This is a genomic window from Pseudoalteromonas ruthenica (assembly GCF_008808095.1).
Classification (GTDB): Bacteria; Pseudomonadota; Gammaproteobacteria; order Enterobacterales; family Alteromonadaceae; genus Pseudoalteromonas; species Pseudoalteromonas ruthenica.
In genome coordinates, this window is the sequence record NZ_CP023396.1 from 2,816,193 (window position 1) to 2,832,464 (window position 16,272).

A 16,272-nucleotide genomic window follows, 5' to 3' on the forward strand; every position below is an offset into this window, starting at 1 on the left:
GTTTGTAAACACTTTTTGTTGTTTTGATTTCAAGAAAGACCAAAAATATATATTTGACGATAACCACTTAAAGTGGTGATAATCGTCCAACAACACAAATGTTGTTTATAAAAAACCACTTTCCCTGTTTTCAGGAACAACTTTTGGAGATGATATGGATATTGCACATAGGGTCAGAGAGCTAAGGAAAGGCTTAAGTTTGACTCAGTACCAGTTAGCCGAGCTGGTTGGTGTAGCACAAAACTCAATTCAAAAAATAGAAGTCGGGCACACTAAAAACCCTCGGAATATAGAAGCTTTAGCAAGAGCTCTTCAGACTACTCCCGAATACCTCCGTTTTGGCGTGGGCACTAGTGATAGTTTTACTGCTGGTCCTACAGTAAAGAAGCAGCTACCACTCATCAGTTGGGTTCAAGCTGGCGCTTGGTCAGATATTCAAGAGGTGAATCCGCTAGAAGCTGAGCATTTTATGTGTCCGGTGAACTGCTCTGAGAAGTCATTTGTATTGAAGGTGCAAGGAATCAGTATGGAACCGAAGTTCTTGGATGGTGATTTAATATTTGTTGATCCTGAAGCGAGACCAGAACATGGCTCCTATGTTGTCGCTCGGCTTGATGACGAGAACCAAGCCACATTCAAACAGTTAATTATTGAGGGCGGCCAAAAGTTCTTAAAAGCACTCAACCCCAACTGGCCTGATCCACTCATGCCTATCAATGGCAATTGCACCATCGTTGGCAAAGTTGTTTTTACAGGTAAGTCTTTATAATTCATTTATAGTTACACAGATACGAAAAAGCCCGTAATCACGGGCTTCAAGCTTCACTAGAATAGAGACAACTTTTTAGTCTCTTTTTTCTGTTTTGTAGTCTCATTTTTAACTATTCTAGCTATCATACCTTTTTCAAACTGTTGGCCTGAGATAATTTTTGCTTTCGAAAATTTCGTTTGAGGACTGCTGACTTCGATTTTACCAACTAGCTCTTCTTCAGCCCCTAGCACCTCACCTGTATCTGGATCAGTAAATGCCTCTCCTTGGGAGAAAACGTTTAGCACATCCCCCTTTTTCAAATAACCATTTCCATAATTCAGGATGATGGTGTCTCCGCCTGTTTTTGCAATTACTTTAATAGGATAGAAAGTTGATACTATTAGGTTGGTTACGTTAGTTGAAGTCTCTCTCATTACTTCACCTAACAGAGCGCCTGAGCTATCGTTATCACCCTGTATAAAACCATCCACAGATAGGGAGCTACCTCCGTCTCTTTCAGCTCTCACTGTTTCAGCTATTCCAACAGTCCCGTCCGCGACTTTTAAAACTCTGATATCTACTGCCATGGATGCTTTCCTACTAGACGTTGAAAAACCACCGATACTAGTCCCTTTAGCTACTTCACCATACTCAGTGATAGAACCTGTTAAGATATAGTCAACACCCTGCAAATTAAAGCTTTTACCCTCATAGCCACCTTTAGCAATACCGTTTATTGACATTCCTTGCTCTTTAAGCAACTCCTCAACTTTATCCCGTTCGATAACATTAAACTTGCGTGTTTTAACAAGGGCCGTAGTTAACATATCACCAAAAGCCCTAGTATCTTCGCGGGTACCCCTTCCATATGCTGAGTATCGCTTATTTTCACTAGAGTCCATCGCCCGATATTCAATATCACCTATAGCAATTGTTACTTTATTTGAAGCTTGAGCATTAAATGTGCAGAGCACTAAAGAATAAACAAAGCCTAATAAGACTAATTTCACTTTTTCCATGTTAATTTCCATTACCTGATTTTTGTATTTGTGGGTTCTAGAGTAACCCCATACAAACTTTAAGGGTTTTACTCCGAATTTGAAAGAAAAGCTAGAGTTAACAAGACCCTAAAAAAGGAACCGCAAAGAGATGAAAGATAAAATATCTAAATATTATCATGGGGTTGCATTATTAATAGTTAATATAACACTTTATATCGCGCTCATATCAAGAACACTGCTAATATAAGTAAGTTAGTTGGTTCAGTCCTAACTTAGGTTAACCTCTCTGAATTCCAAACCCTCAAGATTCAATCGATGGTATAGCTCGTGCAACCCTCCTTTCTCATCTGTACAAAATGTAAAAATGCCGCTTCCTTTCGCCTTAAATAAAGTACCACATACAATCTTCTCCTTGTCTAAGACTAACTTTTTGAAACGCCTAACACGGTTCACGCGTCCGTTTTTCATGTTGTACTCAGTCTTTTCAGGATCAATAACATCTTGTACACCCAAAATATTAAGGGCATACCAAGTCTCACCATTCAGCTCTAACGGTAAGAGCTCTACACATTCCCCGAGCCCTTCCTCGAACGCACTCTTTAGCCTTTCAGGTATAGCAAACGCCATTGCACCCCAACCTGCTATATCAGGTCTCTTTTCTGGTGTCTCTCCTTCGACGACCAACCAATCAACACTAACCGGGCGCCAAGCATCTCCTTTAGGCTTGCCGTCAAAGGTATATAGGTCGTTTTCTGTCATTTGAACTGATTGCTCAAACATCGTCTCTTGAAGCAGCTGGTACTCTCCGGCGTTTACACCCACTGCATATACTTTGTTAAAATCACTCACTGTCTAATTACCTCGGCAGCATAGTTGATAGTTCTTCATTTATAGGGAAATCCCCACTCTGTAGCTCATCACCAATATCACGCAGTAAATCGATAATACCTTGTCGCCCCAAGCCCTCGCCTATGGTCTCAACAAGCAAAGCTTCGACGTTTAAATAGTATTCGTTTGTATGGATCTTCGAATGCGCTTCAGCATTAGGCATAGATTCCATGGGCTTATGCTTAGCAAACCGGGGTAAAAAAACACCGTTGGCTTCATGATCAATATCTATCCCAAAAGCAGCTAAGCGAAGTCTTGATTTAGCAGCTCGTATATCATTCCAAGATACAATGTGGTGCGCAGCTGTATTTTCTTCTCTTGGGCCACGCCCTGCTGCAATCATGTTATCGCTCAGACGCTTACTGTGTGACTTATTGTGTTCCCAGCGAATATGCTTACTGTAAATAAGCTCTTCTTTGCTTATAAGGCCCTTGCGGTAACGCATTGCGTCAATAACTTCACCACGATAAAAAATGGCGTATTGCTGCGCTTGTGCTTTGGCTAATGCTGGGTTGCCGGTGGCACTGGTGAGGTCCTGTTCAAGTTCTTGAACAGTTATGTACTCTTCCTGCTGTCCTTGCATCTCATCGTCCTTGAGTTTTTAAATCAAAATCTGTACTTAAAGTATTTATGAGCCTTAAGTTAACCTCACTTTCGGAATAGTTCAAGGCAACTAGATATAAAGTTGATATAGAAAGAACTTCCAAAGATTGTAGAATTAGGAGTTATGGATCTGGAACAAGTATAGGGAAATCTTATGAAATTACTGGACAGTGCAGGCGTAGCGGCTGCCATTACAGCCTACCTTTATTGTGCAAGTACTGCTTTCAACCACGGCTATTTAAATACTCTAGGTTTGGATAGTGACCTTTTGGAAAGAAGCTTTCACCAAACTATATATTCTGGCTTAATCCTTAGCCTAAGTAATTTTTTGTGGCTTACGCTGGGCATCTTTTGCCTTACCGTTTTGCACTTTTTGTGGCAAGAACTAAAAGACCTGGTAGGTTCTTGCACTAGGCTCACAGTCTTCTTTAGTAAAGTTAAAAAAAACTCGGCATTACTAATAAGAAAACTGAAACATATCATAAAAAATATGAGGCCCGGGTAATGACTTCACTTGGTGTACTTCTAACCTTTATTGGAGTTTCCTTAGTTCTGATGGGCCATGAAAGTAAAGGAGCAGATATGGCTCATAAGATTTTGGATAAAGTACATGACCAATCTGCGGCAACCATGAAGTCTGAAGATTATGAAAACGACCTTGTCTTCTTATACTGCGGAACAAATAACTGCGCGGGGTACGACCCAATCAAGAAGCGAGTTGTCTACCTTCCTCAGCAAATATTATCAATACAAACAAGTTTTAGTAAGCAATAACGAAGTGATTAATTCGCTTCCCAGTACAAACTCAGAAATCTAAAAAGCACAGCGATCATAGGAAGTATATTCAGTGAAGAGGGCCAAACACAGTCACCCTCAAATTTTATCAGGCCTCCTATAGTCACCCTTGAATTCATAAAGCCTATAAAGTAAAGACTAAGCAGTCCAATCCAGCATTGGCGCGACACTGAAGCGACGAAAAGTCGATTGTTGCCAAGAAGGGGTGAGTTGAGTCTGTGTTGTCGCTTCGTTCATAAACCTGTGCCTGCATTACCAAGAAAACCAACGGGCTCTTTGCGCCGAGTTGTGGGCGCGCAATTATACGTCAATCACACCCTGATTGGTATTATCTAGGCCAATACCGACTTTCACAGCAACCTGCACCTAAAGAGGTTCACTGATTTTACCTTTGAGTATTAATGGTTTTTCGCGCAGCTCTGCGCGTTATCAGGGGTGCAGTAATGAAAAGGTAAGTAATATTGCTCTTGTTCAGGAAGGTGTTGGTGCTTTACTGCATCATAAAGTAGCTGTGCGCCCTTACGGCCCATTTCATAAGGATTTTGACCGATATTCATGGTGCCAAGGCCGCTCGCTAACGCTTGCAATTGCAGTGTTTCAGTATCGGCAGAGATAATCACTCGCTGCTTCTTAGCTAGCTGCTGTTTAAACTCTGTCATCACCTGTTGATAATCAGGATTAAACTGTGCAAAGCCAGCGACGGCAACAAAGATTGTCGGCTGCGGGTAACTGATAATGGTGCGTAATTGCTTGAGGGCATCATCGCGACGCCCAGCAGTGAAAAGCGGACAACGGGGATGCTCCAGCCAACCATTCTCACCGTTCAAACGTTTGGTACTCCCTGACAAGGCATAACGTACGCCGTCGATGCGCTTGTTTAAGTTCGGCGTAGTGTGATGTCCCGATTGAATACACAAGGTTTGTGGGTGCTCTCGTTTAAACTGCTTTGCCGCCTCACCAAGTGCCACGCCAAAATCAAAGTTGTTAGTGCCCACATAGGCTAAACGGTAAGTTTGATGTTGTGGTGCCAAGTCTGAGTCAAAAGTGATCACCGCAATCCCTTGCTCCTGAGCCTTTTTTAGCGCTCTATTGACCAAGTGCTGCGAGTCGGTGGTAGACACCAATATACCGTCCACACCTTGAGCAACTAAATCTTGCACTACCAGTGCTTGGGTACGAGCGTCTTGGTAGTCATAAGCGCCATCATAAATACAGCGCAAATCGGCTTGGCGCTGGGCAAAGTCTTGGCAACCTTTGAAGGATTGTTCATAAAAGCTGTCGTTCTTGGTTTTGCCTACGACGGCAAAGGTGTACTGGCCATAAGCAACAAAAGACAACATCGCGCAGAGCGCCGAAATAAGCACTAATGCTGATGAGCGAAGATTAAAACAGTGCAAAATAATTCCCAGTACAACTACCCAAGAAACTTTGGTTTAGAGTAGCTCATCCGCCATTAAAGGCAACATTTAGTTCACAAAACAAAAACAACTGCTGATTATTTAAGCCACTGTACTCAAATGTGAATATAGAATCCACGAGCCAATCACGACCAGCACAACACCGCCTAGGGTTTCTGCTCGTTTGCCGATCACCGTTGCTAAACGATGCCCAAGTAAACTGCCCATAGTTACCATCAGTGCTGTGGCTAAGCCTATCATCAGCGCTGCAAGGTAAATATTGACCGCAACAAAAGCTAGGCTCACCCCTACAGTCAGTGCGTCCAAGCTGGTGCCTATAGCAGTCAGTATCACTTTGGCAATAGAAGACTTTTGTGCTGCTTCGCTTTGAGTGTCGTCATCCTCTTTCACACTTTCCACAATCATGTGCGTACCAAGTAGCAATAACAAGATAAACGCCACCCAGTGATCAAATTCTTCGATGTAGTGGGCTCCAGCATTGCCAATCAGCCAACCGATAAGTGGTGTGGTGCCCTCGATAATACCAAATATCAGCCCCATTTTTATGGCACTGAGCAGGCGTGGATGGCGTAGGTAAGCGCCCTTACTGATCGATGCTGCAAACGCATCGGTCGACATAGCTAAAGCCAATAGCATTAACGCGAAAATACTCATAACAACGTCATAACTGTGTATGCATCCGGCTCTAATCTTGCTGTCACCGATATGCTTGCCCCTGAAAGCGCGAATTATGCGCGCTCCCTCAAGCAAGTGCAACTCAGTATTCAGCATGAGCGATGTTAGCCATGCAAACAGGCGTAATTCGAGATACAGTGTCAGGTCTAACCCGGTAAACGGAATAATCTATGGAGCTGTCAGCCTATTTACCCCAGTTATTGTCCATCGCTACGCTAGCAACGATCATGGCAATTAGCCCCGGCGCCGACTTTGTCATGATCACCCGCAATAGCCTAGTATATGGACGTCGTGCCGGTTTTTATTCGGCGCTGGGCGTGGGGTTAGCGATTTGGATTCACGTTGCTTATTCCATAGCCGGCGTGGCGCTGCTCATTGCCCAATCGGTGGTGCTATTCACGGTGATAAAATACATCGGCGCAGCGTACTTAATTTACCTTGGCTATCAAAGCCTGCGAGCAAAGCACCATATCGCCTTGGAGCTAGCGCCCAAGGCAGCGCCCAGCAAAGCGTTATCCGCCTGCTCGGCTCTGCGTCAAGGTTTTATAACTAATGCCCTAAACCCCAAAACCACGTTGTTCTTTTTAAGTATATTTACTCAGCTGGTGAGCGCCGATACGCCCGTTGCCATCCAGCTTGTGTATGGGCTTATTATTTCTTTGGCACACTTGCTGTGGTTTGTGTTGGTAGCCATGTTTTTTAGCCACTTTGCATTTGTACACGCCCTACAACGTTATCAACGGCTTATCGAAAAAACCTTAGGTGTCATATTAATGGGCTTAGGCGTTCGCGTTGCCACACTCAGCCAATAAGTAGCTTAGTTTTGGCAGCGGCCGCGAGTTACAGCGCGAAGTAGTCTTTAATGCCACCGAGAATATTTGTCACCGCCACGGAGCTCAGGATCAGCCCCATGACTCTGGAGATAATGCTTGCACCGCCATCACCAATGAGGTTATGTACGTAGCGCGCCAGCAAAAGTAACAATAACACCACGCCTAAGACGCTAAGCATCATTGATGAGGTAATGGCCTGCTCGACCCAAGTATATTCATTATTACGAGTCATCAGCACCGCCCCTAGCATAGCCCCTGGGCTGGCTATTGATGGGATGGCTAGAGGAAATATGGCGGTTTCTGTGGAGTCGCGCACACTTTTAATTTCCGACTCGGGTTTGCCTTCACCAAAAATCATGGTCAGCGCAAACAGCAGCAGTACAATGCCACCGGCAATCTGAAACGCCGCAAGCGGAATACTAATAGCGTTGAGTAGCAACTCACCGACAACGACAAACAGCAGCAGCACTAGCGCCGATACCAGCACCGCTTTGTAAGCCACTTTGCGCTTAAATGCAGCATCTTCACCTCGCGTCACGGCAATAAATACCGGCACTGTGCCTATGGGGTCAATTACCGCGAAAAAGAAAATAAAGGTGGCCAGTAATTCGTGCACACTTGCTCCTGAAAATTAAAACAAAATGATACCGCTCTCATGCAGACAGAGATAGTAATTTTTATGCGTCATAGTATGCTAGTATAGGTGGCGTTAAGATGAACGAAGGTTAGCTATGAATGTAGATGCGCTTGTCAGTAAAGCTAAAAGAATGTGCGACAGCAAAGGCGCCCGCTTTACTCCCATCCGTGAAAAAGTATTCCGTTTACTTGCCAGCACTAAAAGCGGTGTTGGTGCGTATGACTTATTAGAGCAATTAAAAGTGACAGAAACCAGCGCAAAACCTGCGACGGTTTATCGCGCACTGGACTTTTTAGCTGAACAAGGCTTTATTCATAAAATAGAAAGCACCAACGCGTTTATGTTGTGCCACCATTTTGATTCAATTCATCCGGTGCAGTTGCTTATCTGCGATCAATGCGGTCATGTAGACGAGCTGCACTCGAGCGTGCTGTCGCATGAGTTAAGTGAGCTCGCCTCACAAAGCGGCTTTAGTGTAAGCTCGCAAACTATTGAAGCGCATGGCATTTGTAAACGCTGTCAATCTTAGTAACAACTTGCTAGGGTAAAACACGTGCTGCAAGAACAGCAAAATTCACCTTCTGCGAACAAAGGTATGGACAATGAACGTCGAGTTTATTAACCCTTTTCTTTCTTCTTTGGTCAATGTGTTGGCCACGATGGCACAAACTGAACTAAAACCGGGTAAACCTCGCGTTAAAAAGGACGAGGTCGCGGCAGGCGATGTGTCAGGGTTAATCGGTATGGTCGGCCCTCAAACAAAGGGCTCACTCTCTATCACTTTCGATGAAAGCCTAGCGCTTACCATCATGGAACGTATGCTAGGCGAGCGCCCCAGTGCCATTAATGAAGAAGTGACCGACATGGTTGGCGAAATCACCAACATGGTTACTGGTGGCGCCAAAAACTTACTGGGTGAAAAAGGTTATGACTTTGATATGGCGACTCCAGCAGTGGTTTCAGGCACTGGCCACACCATTACCCACAAATGCGAAGGAACCACAATTATCATGCCTTTCACCTCAGGTGATGGCAATGCCCACATCGAGATCAGCTTCGACACCTTATGAGTTGGCAACAACACAGCATTACTTTAAGCGCAAAGCGCCGGGGCTTTCATCTAATTGATGAGGAAATTCTGCGCGCGCTGCCGCAAATTCAAGATTATCAGGTCGGCCTGCTGCATTTAATGCTGCAACACACCTCTGCAAGTTTGAGCATTAACGAAAACGCCGATCCCACTGTGCGCCAAGATATGGAAGCGCACTTTAACTGGGCCGCTCCCGAGCGCCAACCTTTTTATAGCCATACCTACGAAGGTGATGACGATATGCCCGCGCACATTAAAGCCAGTACTTTAGGGTGTGAACTCACCTTGCCAATCAGTCATGGCCAGCTGCAGCTAGGCACATGGCAAGGTATTTACCTGGGTGAGCACCGCGACCAAGGTGGTTCTCGTCGTATTGTTGCCACCTTGCAGGGACAGCTAATAACCTCTGGATAGCTTATTTTTCACGCTATCTACACTGATATGCGCTGTGCGCAGACTTTATCCAAGGTTGGCATGACATAAAGCGGTGTGGACCTGTCACTGTGCGGCGAAGAAAAACGCCAAAACTCCCCCTGTAATAGCTCTTCATCCTGAGCCCATAATTTCGACTAGGTGTCTGCGTCGCTGTAACAGCGCTCGAAAGTAAAAATTACTCTGTACTTAAGAACGATAACGCCTTGAACCCTATGCAGCATGCGCCTTTCATTGCCTCAATAAGTTGTTGCCTTACAAGCGATTACAAAAACTATACTTTCCTCACTTACGCGCTATAGTTATAGCCATTCCCAGATAAAGTAATCAAAAACGGTCCATTGTCTTAATAAGGAAATGATCATGTCTGAACAAGCCCCTGAAATCCAAGTCCCATGTGAGCCTGGTAATGTTTCGGTCCAAGAGCAGCTAGAGCTGATCCCAAGCGTTAACGAGCCTTGGCAAACATATGTTGTAGTTAATGGCAGTAAGCAAAATATCAACGGCCAAGACTACCCTATTCTATTCACTAACAACCCAGCTCATGCAGATTTACAACCGACTCAACATGCTGAGTTAGTTGTCACCATCAGTGACAATGATTGGGAGTTTTTTGGCAACGGTGTGGAATACATAAAAAACTACAGCAACTGTAACTACAATGTCGACTCGTCTATCAGTGCCGATAAGAAGCAGCTGACTCTCAAGGTTCATCAAGTAGATACCACGTTTTGTTACGGTAAAGCAGACGACAGCCCTCTTGATCAAGTTATTGAGGTTGCCCCTTCGAGTACTGCTGAGCCATTGAGTATCGGTTTCCGCTTTACTGCGAAGAACACCGCGAACGGTAAATACTATATGTCGCAAGACCCTCGCGTGATAGTTTCGCCGTCCAGATGAAGATTAATTAACTCAGTTCACACAGAGCTGAGAGTGGGAGCTGACCATCGCTCTAAACTTTTCAAAATCGCAAAGTGGTTTAAACCAAGGCTGTAAAAACCAGTTTTGGTGGTAACCACTTTTTAAAGCCTCTTCCACATAGTAAAGGCTGGAGTTAAAGTCTCCGCCCAGAGCATGCACTAATGCCGCTGTATAACTTAACTCTGACTTATCCTCTGCCAACTTGAAACTATGCTTCAGTGATTTAATAGCTTGCTCGTTGTCACCCAATTGAGCATAGGCCTGCGCATTTTCAGACCACGCCAAGGCTGATTCACGCCCGTTATTTAGCTGTAATAAGCGCTGATACAGCTCTTTTGACTCCACAAGCTTACCGTTGAGCATATTTATGTCTGCCATATTGAGCATCATCCCGGTGTTTTTTGGGGAGCTCAAAAGCGCTTGCTTGGCAAACTTTTCTGCCATAGGGTAGTTCTGCACCATCATGTAGGCGATAGAGAGGTTTGATAAATCAATGCTGTCACTATTCTCATTGAGTGTTTTGCTGTAGCTTTCTATCGCAGAGATGAAGTCACCTTCAATTAAAGCAATATCAGCTAGGTACTGGTGAGTTCTTCTATCACTAGGGACTTTTTCAACTAAATCAGCGAGCAAGTTTTTCGCTGACTGAAAATCACCCAGCCAATACAAAACGAGCGCAAGCTTTCTTTGTAACCGCAAATTGGGTCTCAAGCTCAACGCTACTTCTAACTTATCTCTGGCCTGTTTATCTTCACCCTCAGCAAGCAGAATTGAAGCCTCCAAATTCAAAATAGCAGCTTGGTCATGACTCACTTTGGTTAACATACCCAAAGCATGCTTGGCCTCTTCTATTTGCCCCAGCTCTATATTGAGCAGCACTAGGCTTTTGTAGTAGCTGGACAACTTTTTAAATTCACCTGGGGCATTATGGATTGCTGAAATTGCCTGCTTAAGATAAGTTTTTTCATGGGTTGAGTGATACAGCTGCAGCGCAATTTCACGTAGAAGGTTATAACCCTCGACACTGGTTGCACTCTCTTTGACCGTCGCCAGACTTTTCTCAAACATCTCCGGCGTTGCTACGTTGTCGACATAAAACAACGTATACATCTCAAATAATGGGCTGTTACTTTTCATTGTCGATAGCGAGCGATACTGTTCACTATCAATGCCCGGGGAAATAAGGCGTGCAGTATTGTATTTCGCCACGTCATGTAAATTAGTTGTGCCTGCAATATCTGTCTGCCACTGCATACTCTCCTGCACTTGCCAGTTGGGAGCACGTAGTGTACTTATTTCAACGCTACAGTGGCGTTGCTGACAATCCAACGAGCTGCTAATCAGGGTATCGGCGCCGGTGTAGTCGGCCAGCATCTGAAAGTAGCTTTTAGGGTCTCTAAATTGATCACTATCTCGGCCTAGCGCCAACATATTCATTTCTGCACGGCTAACTATTTGCTGGTCTTGCTGGAGCAACTGCTGCCACATAGCACTTTGTACCGAGCCTTTCAAAGCGCTTTCATAATGCTTAAATTCATCAGGTAGGTTATAGATCTGAGTGGGTAGAATCGCGACCACAGGCTGGTGTAACAGATAAGGCCGTAGCAAGTAGCCTCCCACCAACACTGCCGCACAGACAAAGGCCATCACAAGGTAACGCCAGCGCAACTTCTTTGCTCTTAATGGTGCGCTTTTCTGCGTGGTATTTGATGGTGTAACCGGTTCTGTTTGCTGCTCTAAAATAGCGGCTTGAACTCGTTGTTGCAGTAACTGCTCAAGCTGTTTGCTAAAAGGGCCTCGGCGCAGATTTAAGCGCGCCGCAGGTTTTACGCTAAGCGCTTGGCCTAATAGTGCTTGCAACTGCTGCGGTAATTGCGTGGTGCTGAGATCTAAGTGGTGTCCTTGCAATATTGCCGCGCTGATATCTTGGCCACCTTGTCCAGCAAAGGGGTGCTCGCCTGTCAGTAATTCAATTGCAACAACGGCAAACGAGAACCAATCGCTGTGGTGGCTGAGTGCTTGCCCTTGCAACTGCTCAGGCGACATATAGCCCTTAGTGCCTGCGCTTTGACTAACATGGCTGTTACCGCCCACGAAGCCAGCGATACCAAAGTCAGCCACTTTGACTTGCCCAGCTTCACTGATCAAGATATTGCTCGGTTTCAAGTCACGGTGAATAATGCTATTGCGATGCGCATGCTCTAAACCCTTGGCAATATCCACCAGCATAGCCAGCTTTTGTTCAAGCGTTAACACATGCTGCTTCTGGTATTGCAGCAGGTTTTTACCCCGACAAAACTCCATCACTAAGTACTGCTGGCCATCGCTTTGGCCACAGTCAAATACTTGAATAATATTGGGGTGATTTAAGCGTGCCAGAAAGCGCGCTTCACTAAGGGCGTCTTCGTCTAACTCACTGTCACCGCTAGTATTAAGCACCTTAAGTGCCACGGTACGTTCTAGTTTAGTATCAAAAGCTTCGTAGATGGTGCCCATGCCGCCCTGGTACACCACTCTATTCAATTCATAATGAGCAAGCGTGCGCATAGAGTTTACCTAGTTGGAGGATGCGCGTTTAACCGACTCTTCGAGTTGGTGGCCTTTATAGATTTCGAAATTACTGGCGCTAAAACGCACCTTACGTAGTTTACGCTCGATGATACTATCGGCATCCTCTATATGCGCAAGGGCATCGCTAAATTGCTTACGGGCGCGGTGAATTTGAATATTTAGATAGCGAGAATCGATACCCAAATCGCGGGCTATTACTTCAGTTTCGACCCAACCTTGACTGAGCTCATGTACGCCGTTGGCGGCATCTTGAGCCTTGTAACGGGCCAAATTTAACGTTAGATAATGATGGCAACGCTCGTGCAAATCAATTTCCTCACCTGGGCCTCTGACCGTAAGCTCTGCAGACTCTTCATCTAGGGTAAGGTGAAAAATAAAGTTTAAGTCGGCTAACTGGGTATTGCTCACATCGCGCAGCGCTGTGGCTTCTTCCAAATGGCTTAAATGCAATTGATAGCTTCGCTGGCTATCATTGAACTGATCGTTCTCTATTAAAATAGTGTGATCAAGCATCGGCCCATCCAGGTGCTCAAAGCACCAAAAACCACTCTCACGTTGGTTAAATACGGCTATTTCTGGGGACTCTTCAGGGATAAGGTTGTAATTTGCTAAGCAAATAAACTCCGAAGTAGGCTTGGCGTATTCATCAAGGACGATCAATAAGTCTTGCGGCTTATCTAAATTCGCAACTTTGAATTGCTTGCCATCATTTCCTGGCAGAGCAATCACATCATGAAGCTTAAGCGTTTGGCTGTGATCTTTATCTAAGCGTTTGCTATTAAGCCAAGTGCCGTTACGGCTGAGGTCACGAACCTGCCATTCATTCCCCTGCCATTCAATGATGGTATGAATTTTCGACACGCTAGGATCGCTGATCAGCGTGTCTACACTGTACTGAAAACGCCCAAAGCTATGGTGGGCGTGCAAATAGATCACATTGTCCGTATCCGCTTCGATAAGGTAAGCCATAATCGCTCCAAGCGCCTTTTGTACCTAATTATTATTATAAGGGATGAGTGGCTTATTCTCTGCTTTTTTCGAACAAAAATAAACAGCTGCTTAACAATTGTGGGAATAGTATCAGCTTGATGCGATATATTGATAACTAACGCGCGGGGTAATATTGCATAGAAGTTCATAAGCGATGGTGTCGGCGCAGGCGGCAATTTCTTCAATGGCTAACTCGCGTCCCCACATAATGGCTTCATCACCTACTGCAACAGCGCTGGGGTCTGGGCCAATATCAACGGTGATCATATCCATAGACACGCGCCCAACCAACGGGTAACGCTGCGCGTTTATAAGCACAGGCGTGCCGTTTTGAGCATGACGCGGATAGCCGTCTCCATAGCCAATGGCCACCACCGCCAGGTAGGTATCTTTGTCGGCTCGCCAATGTCCGCCATACCCCACCGGCTCGCCCTGGCGTACCGGACGCACGGCAATCACTTCGCTACTTAGGGTCATCACGGGGGTCAGCTGAAGTTGCGCAGAAAAAGTATTTTTCACGGGCGAAACACCGTACATCATCAACCCCGGGCGTACCCAATCACCGTGACTTTGCGGATAATTAATGATGGCGGCAGAATTCGCCAAACACAGCGGCTCAAGTTTATCGGCTACTAAGGTTTGAAATAACTGCAGCTGGGTCTCATTGTAGGCATCCTGATTGTCATCTGCACAAGCAAAGTGAGTCATTAGATTTACTTCATCTTGCACATATGGGCAATCTTTTAAGCGGCGATAGAAGGTATTGATGCTATCTGGGTTTATGCCCAAACGATGCATGCCGGTGTCTACTTTTAACCATACTTTAATGGCCCCTGCTAACTGGGCTTGCTCTAGGGCTTCAAGCTGATATTCGTCATGCACCACTGTTTGGAAGTTATTAGCCAACATAATTTCGATATCGCTGGCTTTAAAAAAACCTTCCAGCAGCACGATGGGCTTAGTAATGCCACCGGTGCGCAAGGCCAGAGCCTCTTCAATGCGAGCAACGGCAAAGGCATCGGCATCGGCGAGCTGTTGCGCAATAGGCACTAAGCCATGGCCATAGGCATTAGCTTTAAGCACGGCCATTACTTGGCTATCAGGGGCAAGGCTTTTAACGCGCGCTAAATTAGCGCGCAGGGCACAAAAATCAATGGTTGCGGTTGCCAACGCCATAGTGGTTAATACTCGTCGTCCATCGCCGGGCCAGCGTAATTATCAAAGCGTGAGTATTGCCCTTGGAAGGTTAACCTGACCTTACCAATAGGACCATTCCGCTGCTTACCAAGGATAATCTCTGCAGTACCTTTATCTGGACTGTCTTCGTTGTACACCTCATCACGGTAGATAAACATGATTAAGTCAGCGTCCTGCTCAATTGACCCCGATTCACGTAAATCCGAGTTAACTGGGCGCTTATCAGCACGTTGTTCAAGTGTCCGGTTCAACTGCGAAAGCGCCACAACAGGACACTCGAGTTCCTTCGCCAGTGCTTTTAAGGAGCGCGATATTTCGGCAATTTCTAAGGTTCGGTTGTCCGATAAGCTTGGTACCCGCATTAATTGCAGGTAGTCGACCATGATCATGCTAATGCCACCGTGGTCGCGAGCAATTCGCCGCGCGCGTGAGCGCACATCGGTAGGAGTTAGGCCCGAGGCATCATCAATGTACATTTTGCCTTTTTCAATCAACAAGCCCATGGTTGAAGACAAGCGTGCCCAATCCTCGTCGTCCAGCTGGCCCGTTCTCACCTTGGTTTGGTTTATGCGCCCGAGCGAGGCGAGCATACGCATCATGATTTGCTCTGAGGGCATCTCCAACGAGTAAATAAGCACCGGCTTATCTTGGGTCATCGCCGCATGTTCGGCCAAGTTCATGGCAAACGTGGTTTTACCCATGGATGGGCGCGCTGCAACAATGACTAAGTCCGAAGGCTGCAAACCCGCAGTCATCTGATCAAGGTCAGAGTAACCGGTACTGACTCCCGTAACCCCGTCTTGTGGCGACTGGTAAAGCTCTTCAATTTTATCCACGGTCTTTTCTAGGATAGTGTGGATATTTTGCGGCCCTTCAGTGCTTTTAGTGCGCTGTTCAGCAATTTTGAATACTTTGCTTTCTGCAAAGTCGAGCAAATCATGGCTGCCGCGCCCTTCGGGGTTAAACCCGGCTTCGGCAATTTCATTGGCAACACCAATCATTTCGCGGATCACCGCCCGCTCACGCACAATAGCAGCATAAGCGCTAATGTTAGCGGCACTGGGAGTGTTTTTAGCTATTTCACCGAGGTAAGCAAAGCCACCCACACTGTCGAGTTGATTGTTTTTCTCTAACGACTCGGAAATAGTGATTAGATCGATAGGCTGGCTGTCTTCAACCAAGCGCTCCATAGCCTCAAAAATCAGTCTGTGGGTACGCGTATAAAAGTCCTGAGCCACGACCAACTCAGCAACACGGTCAAAGGCCTCGTTATCGAGCATTAACCCACCAAGCACGGATTGCTCGGCTTCAATGGAGTGGGGAGGAACTTTTAGGCTATCAACCTGTTTGTCTATTTTTGCCATACATACTCAAAAGGCGGGGTGAATGGCTTTATTTTATCGGCTTGGCATCGCAGTGCAACAACTGCTTCGCTTTTTTGCTGACTGGTAAACAAGAAAAATAGCGAGC

General features: G+C 45.6%; 17 protein-coding genes. 7 read left to right on the forward strand and 10 right to left on the reverse strand.

Annotation, left to right across the window (positions count from 1 at the left end; all coding sequences use genetic code 11):
* Positions 1–154: 154 nt before the first annotated feature.
* A complete protein-coding gene (locus PRUTH_RS13145) occupies positions 155–769 on the forward strand; it encodes a LexA family protein (protein ID WP_151173473.1) in 615 nt (204 codons plus the stop codon).
* A 56-nt stretch (positions 770–825) separates the two neighbouring features.
* Here the strand turns inward: PRUTH_RS13145 and PRUTH_RS13150 are convergent, their stop codons facing one another.
* The 3 genes from PRUTH_RS13150 to PRUTH_RS13160 form a co-directional block, all read right to left on the reverse strand.
* Positions 826–1,770 (reverse strand): CsgG/HfaB family protein, encoded by a 945-nt coding sequence (locus tag PRUTH_RS13150; RefSeq protein ID WP_170268954.1) that lies wholly within the window; start codon positions 1,768–1,770, stop codon positions 826–828.
* 249 nt (positions 1,771–2,019) lie between these two features.
* Positions 2,020–2,601 carry a hypothetical protein gene (locus PRUTH_RS13155; RefSeq protein ID WP_151173475.1) on the reverse strand — a complete coding sequence of 194 codons (582 nt, stop codon included), beginning with the start codon at positions 2,599–2,601 and terminating at the stop codon, positions 2,020–2,022.
* A 7-nt stretch (positions 2,602–2,608) separates the two neighbouring features.
* Positions 2,609–3,223, reverse strand: coding sequence for an AHH domain-containing protein (locus PRUTH_RS13160; protein ID WP_151173476.1), 615 nt, complete (start codon positions 3,221–3,223; stop codon positions 2,609–2,611).
* Positions 3,224–3,825: 602 nt separating this feature from the next.
* Between PRUTH_RS13160 and PRUTH_RS13165 the strand changes: the two genes are divergently transcribed.
* Positions 3,826–4,017, forward strand: a complete 192-nt coding sequence (locus PRUTH_RS13165) for a hypothetical protein (protein WP_151173477.1) — start codon at positions 3,826–3,828, stop codon at positions 4,015–4,017.
* A 419-nt stretch (positions 4,018–4,436) separates the two neighbouring features.
* Here the strand turns inward: PRUTH_RS13165 and PRUTH_RS13170 are convergent, their stop codons facing one another.
* On the reverse strand, positions 4,437–5,435 hold the full coding sequence (locus PRUTH_RS13170; RefSeq protein WP_235045722.1) for a substrate-binding domain-containing protein: 999 nt from the start codon (positions 5,433–5,435) through the stop codon (positions 4,437–4,439).
* Positions 5,436–5,537: 102 nt separating this feature from the next.
* Positions 5,538–6,110, reverse strand: coding sequence for a manganese efflux pump MntP (locus tag PRUTH_RS13175; RefSeq protein ID WP_045979206.1), 573 nt, complete (start codon positions 6,108–6,110; stop codon positions 5,538–5,540).
* A 191-nt stretch (positions 6,111–6,301) separates the two neighbouring features.
* On the opposite strand from PRUTH_RS13175, the gene PRUTH_RS13180 reads away from it, so the two are divergent.
* A complete protein-coding gene (locus PRUTH_RS13180) occupies positions 6,302–6,943 on the forward strand; it encodes a LysE family transporter (protein WP_151173478.1) in 642 nt (213 codons plus the stop codon).
* Positions 6,944–6,971: 28 nt separating this feature from the next.
* On the opposite strand, the gene PRUTH_RS13185 is transcribed toward PRUTH_RS13180, so the two are convergent.
* Positions 6,972–7,580, reverse strand: a complete 609-nt coding sequence (locus PRUTH_RS13185) for a MarC family protein (protein ID WP_022943884.1) — start codon at positions 7,578–7,580, stop codon at positions 6,972–6,974.
* Positions 7,581–7,695: 115 nt separating this feature from the next.
* Here PRUTH_RS13185 and PRUTH_RS13190 point away from each other — a divergent pair, with 115 nt between their 5' ends.
* The 4 genes from PRUTH_RS13190 to PRUTH_RS13205 all read left to right on the forward strand — a co-directional run bounded on the left by PRUTH_RS13190 (position 7,696) and on the right by PRUTH_RS13205 (position 10,023).
* Positions 7,696–8,130 (forward strand): transcriptional repressor, encoded by a 435-nt coding sequence (locus PRUTH_RS13190; RefSeq protein WP_022943883.1) that lies wholly within the window; start codon positions 7,696–7,698, stop codon positions 8,128–8,130.
* Between the two features lie 73 nt (positions 8,131–8,203).
* Entirely contained in the window at positions 8,204–8,671 is a 468-nt protein-coding gene (locus PRUTH_RS13195) for a chemotaxis protein CheX (protein ID WP_022943882.1), read from the forward strand.
* Positions 8,668–9,105, forward strand: a complete 438-nt coding sequence (locus tag PRUTH_RS13200; protein ID WP_151173479.1) for a secondary thiamine-phosphate synthase enzyme YjbQ — start codon at positions 8,668–8,670, stop codon at positions 9,103–9,105. Before PRUTH_RS13195 ends, PRUTH_RS13200 begins: the two co-directional genes overlap by 4 nt.
* Before the next feature lie 381 nt (positions 9,106–9,486).
* Entirely contained in the window at positions 9,487–10,023 is a 537-nt protein-coding gene (locus PRUTH_RS13205) for a hypothetical protein (protein WP_151173480.1), read from the forward strand.
* A gap of 12 nt (positions 10,024–10,035) precedes the next feature.
* Here PRUTH_RS13205 and PRUTH_RS13210 read toward each other — a convergent pair whose 3' ends face one another.
* The 4 genes from PRUTH_RS13210 to dnaB all read right to left on the reverse strand — a co-directional run bounded on the left by PRUTH_RS13210 (position 10,036) and on the right by dnaB (position 16,166).
* Positions 10,036–12,591 carry a serine/threonine-protein kinase gene (locus PRUTH_RS13210; RefSeq protein ID WP_151173481.1) on the reverse strand — a complete coding sequence of 852 codons (2,556 nt, stop codon included), beginning with the start codon at positions 12,589–12,591 and terminating at the stop codon, positions 10,036–10,038.
* A 9-nt stretch (positions 12,592–12,600) separates the two neighbouring features.
* Entirely contained in the window at positions 12,601–13,584 is a 984-nt protein-coding gene (locus PRUTH_RS13215; RefSeq protein ID WP_151173482.1) for an FHA domain-containing protein, read from the reverse strand.
* A 111-nt stretch (positions 13,585–13,695) separates the two neighbouring features.
* Positions 13,696–14,781: an alanine racemase gene (alr, locus tag PRUTH_RS13220; RefSeq protein WP_151173483.1), complete on the reverse strand. Its 1,086-nt coding sequence runs from the start codon at positions 14,779–14,781 to the stop codon at positions 13,696–13,698.
* Between the two features lie 5 nt (positions 14,782–14,786).
* Positions 14,787–16,166: a replicative DNA helicase gene (gene dnaB, locus PRUTH_RS13225; protein ID WP_022945637.1), complete on the reverse strand. Its 1,380-nt coding sequence runs from the start codon at positions 16,164–16,166 to the stop codon at positions 14,787–14,789.
* Positions 16,167–16,272 lie beyond the last annotated feature (106 nt).

What these genes read in the sequence shown, in the direction of transcription:
- PRUTH_RS13200 (WP_151173479.1), top strand. Translation starts at nt 8,668, where the DNA reads ATGAGTTGGCAACAACACAGCATTACTTTAAGCGCAAAGCGCCGGGGC.
- PRUTH_RS13190 (WP_022943883.1), top strand. Translation starts at nt 7,696, where the DNA reads ATGAATGTAGATGCGCTTGTCAGTAAAGCTAAAAGAATGTGCGACAGC.
- PRUTH_RS13175 (WP_045979206.1), bottom strand. Translation starts at nt 6,110, where the DNA reads ATGAGTATTTTCGCGTTAATGCTATTGGCTTTAGCTATGTCGACCGAT.
- dnaB (WP_022945637.1), bottom strand. Translation starts at nt 16,166, where the DNA reads ATGGCAAAAATAGACAAACAGGTTGATAGCCTAAAAGTTCCTCCCCAC.
- PRUTH_RS13210 (WP_151173481.1), bottom strand. Translation starts at nt 12,591, where the DNA reads ATGCGCACGCTTGCTCATTATGAATTGAATAGAGTGGTGTACCAGGGC.
- PRUTH_RS13180 (WP_151173478.1), top strand. Translation starts at nt 6,302, where the DNA reads ATGGAGCTGTCAGCCTATTTACCCCAGTTATTGTCCATCGCTACGCTA.
- PRUTH_RS13215 (WP_151173482.1), bottom strand. Translation starts at nt 13,584, where the DNA reads ATGGCTTACCTTATCGAAGCGGATACGGACAATGTGATCTATTTGCAC.
- PRUTH_RS13145 (WP_151173473.1), top strand. Translation starts at nt 155, where the DNA reads ATGGATATTGCACATAGGGTCAGAGAGCTAAGGAAAGGCTTAAGTTTG.
- PRUTH_RS13205 (WP_151173480.1), top strand. Translation starts at nt 9,487, where the DNA reads ATGTCTGAACAAGCCCCTGAAATCCAAGTCCCATGTGAGCCTGGTAAT.
- PRUTH_RS13150 (WP_170268954.1), bottom strand. Translation starts at nt 1,770, where the DNA reads ATGGAAAAAGTGAAATTAGTCTTATTAGGCTTTGTTTATTCTTTAGTG.
- PRUTH_RS13160 (WP_151173476.1), bottom strand. Translation starts at nt 3,223, where the DNA reads ATGCAAGGACAGCAGGAAGAGTACATAACTGTTCAAGAACTTGAACAG.
- PRUTH_RS13165 (WP_151173477.1), top strand. Translation starts at nt 3,826, where the DNA reads ATGGCTCATAAGATTTTGGATAAAGTACATGACCAATCTGCGGCAACC.
- alr (WP_151173483.1), bottom strand. Translation starts at nt 14,781, where the DNA reads ATGGCGTTGGCAACCGCAACCATTGATTTTTGTGCCCTGCGCGCTAAT.
- PRUTH_RS13195 (WP_022943882.1), top strand. Translation starts at nt 8,204, where the DNA reads ATGAACGTCGAGTTTATTAACCCTTTTCTTTCTTCTTTGGTCAATGTG.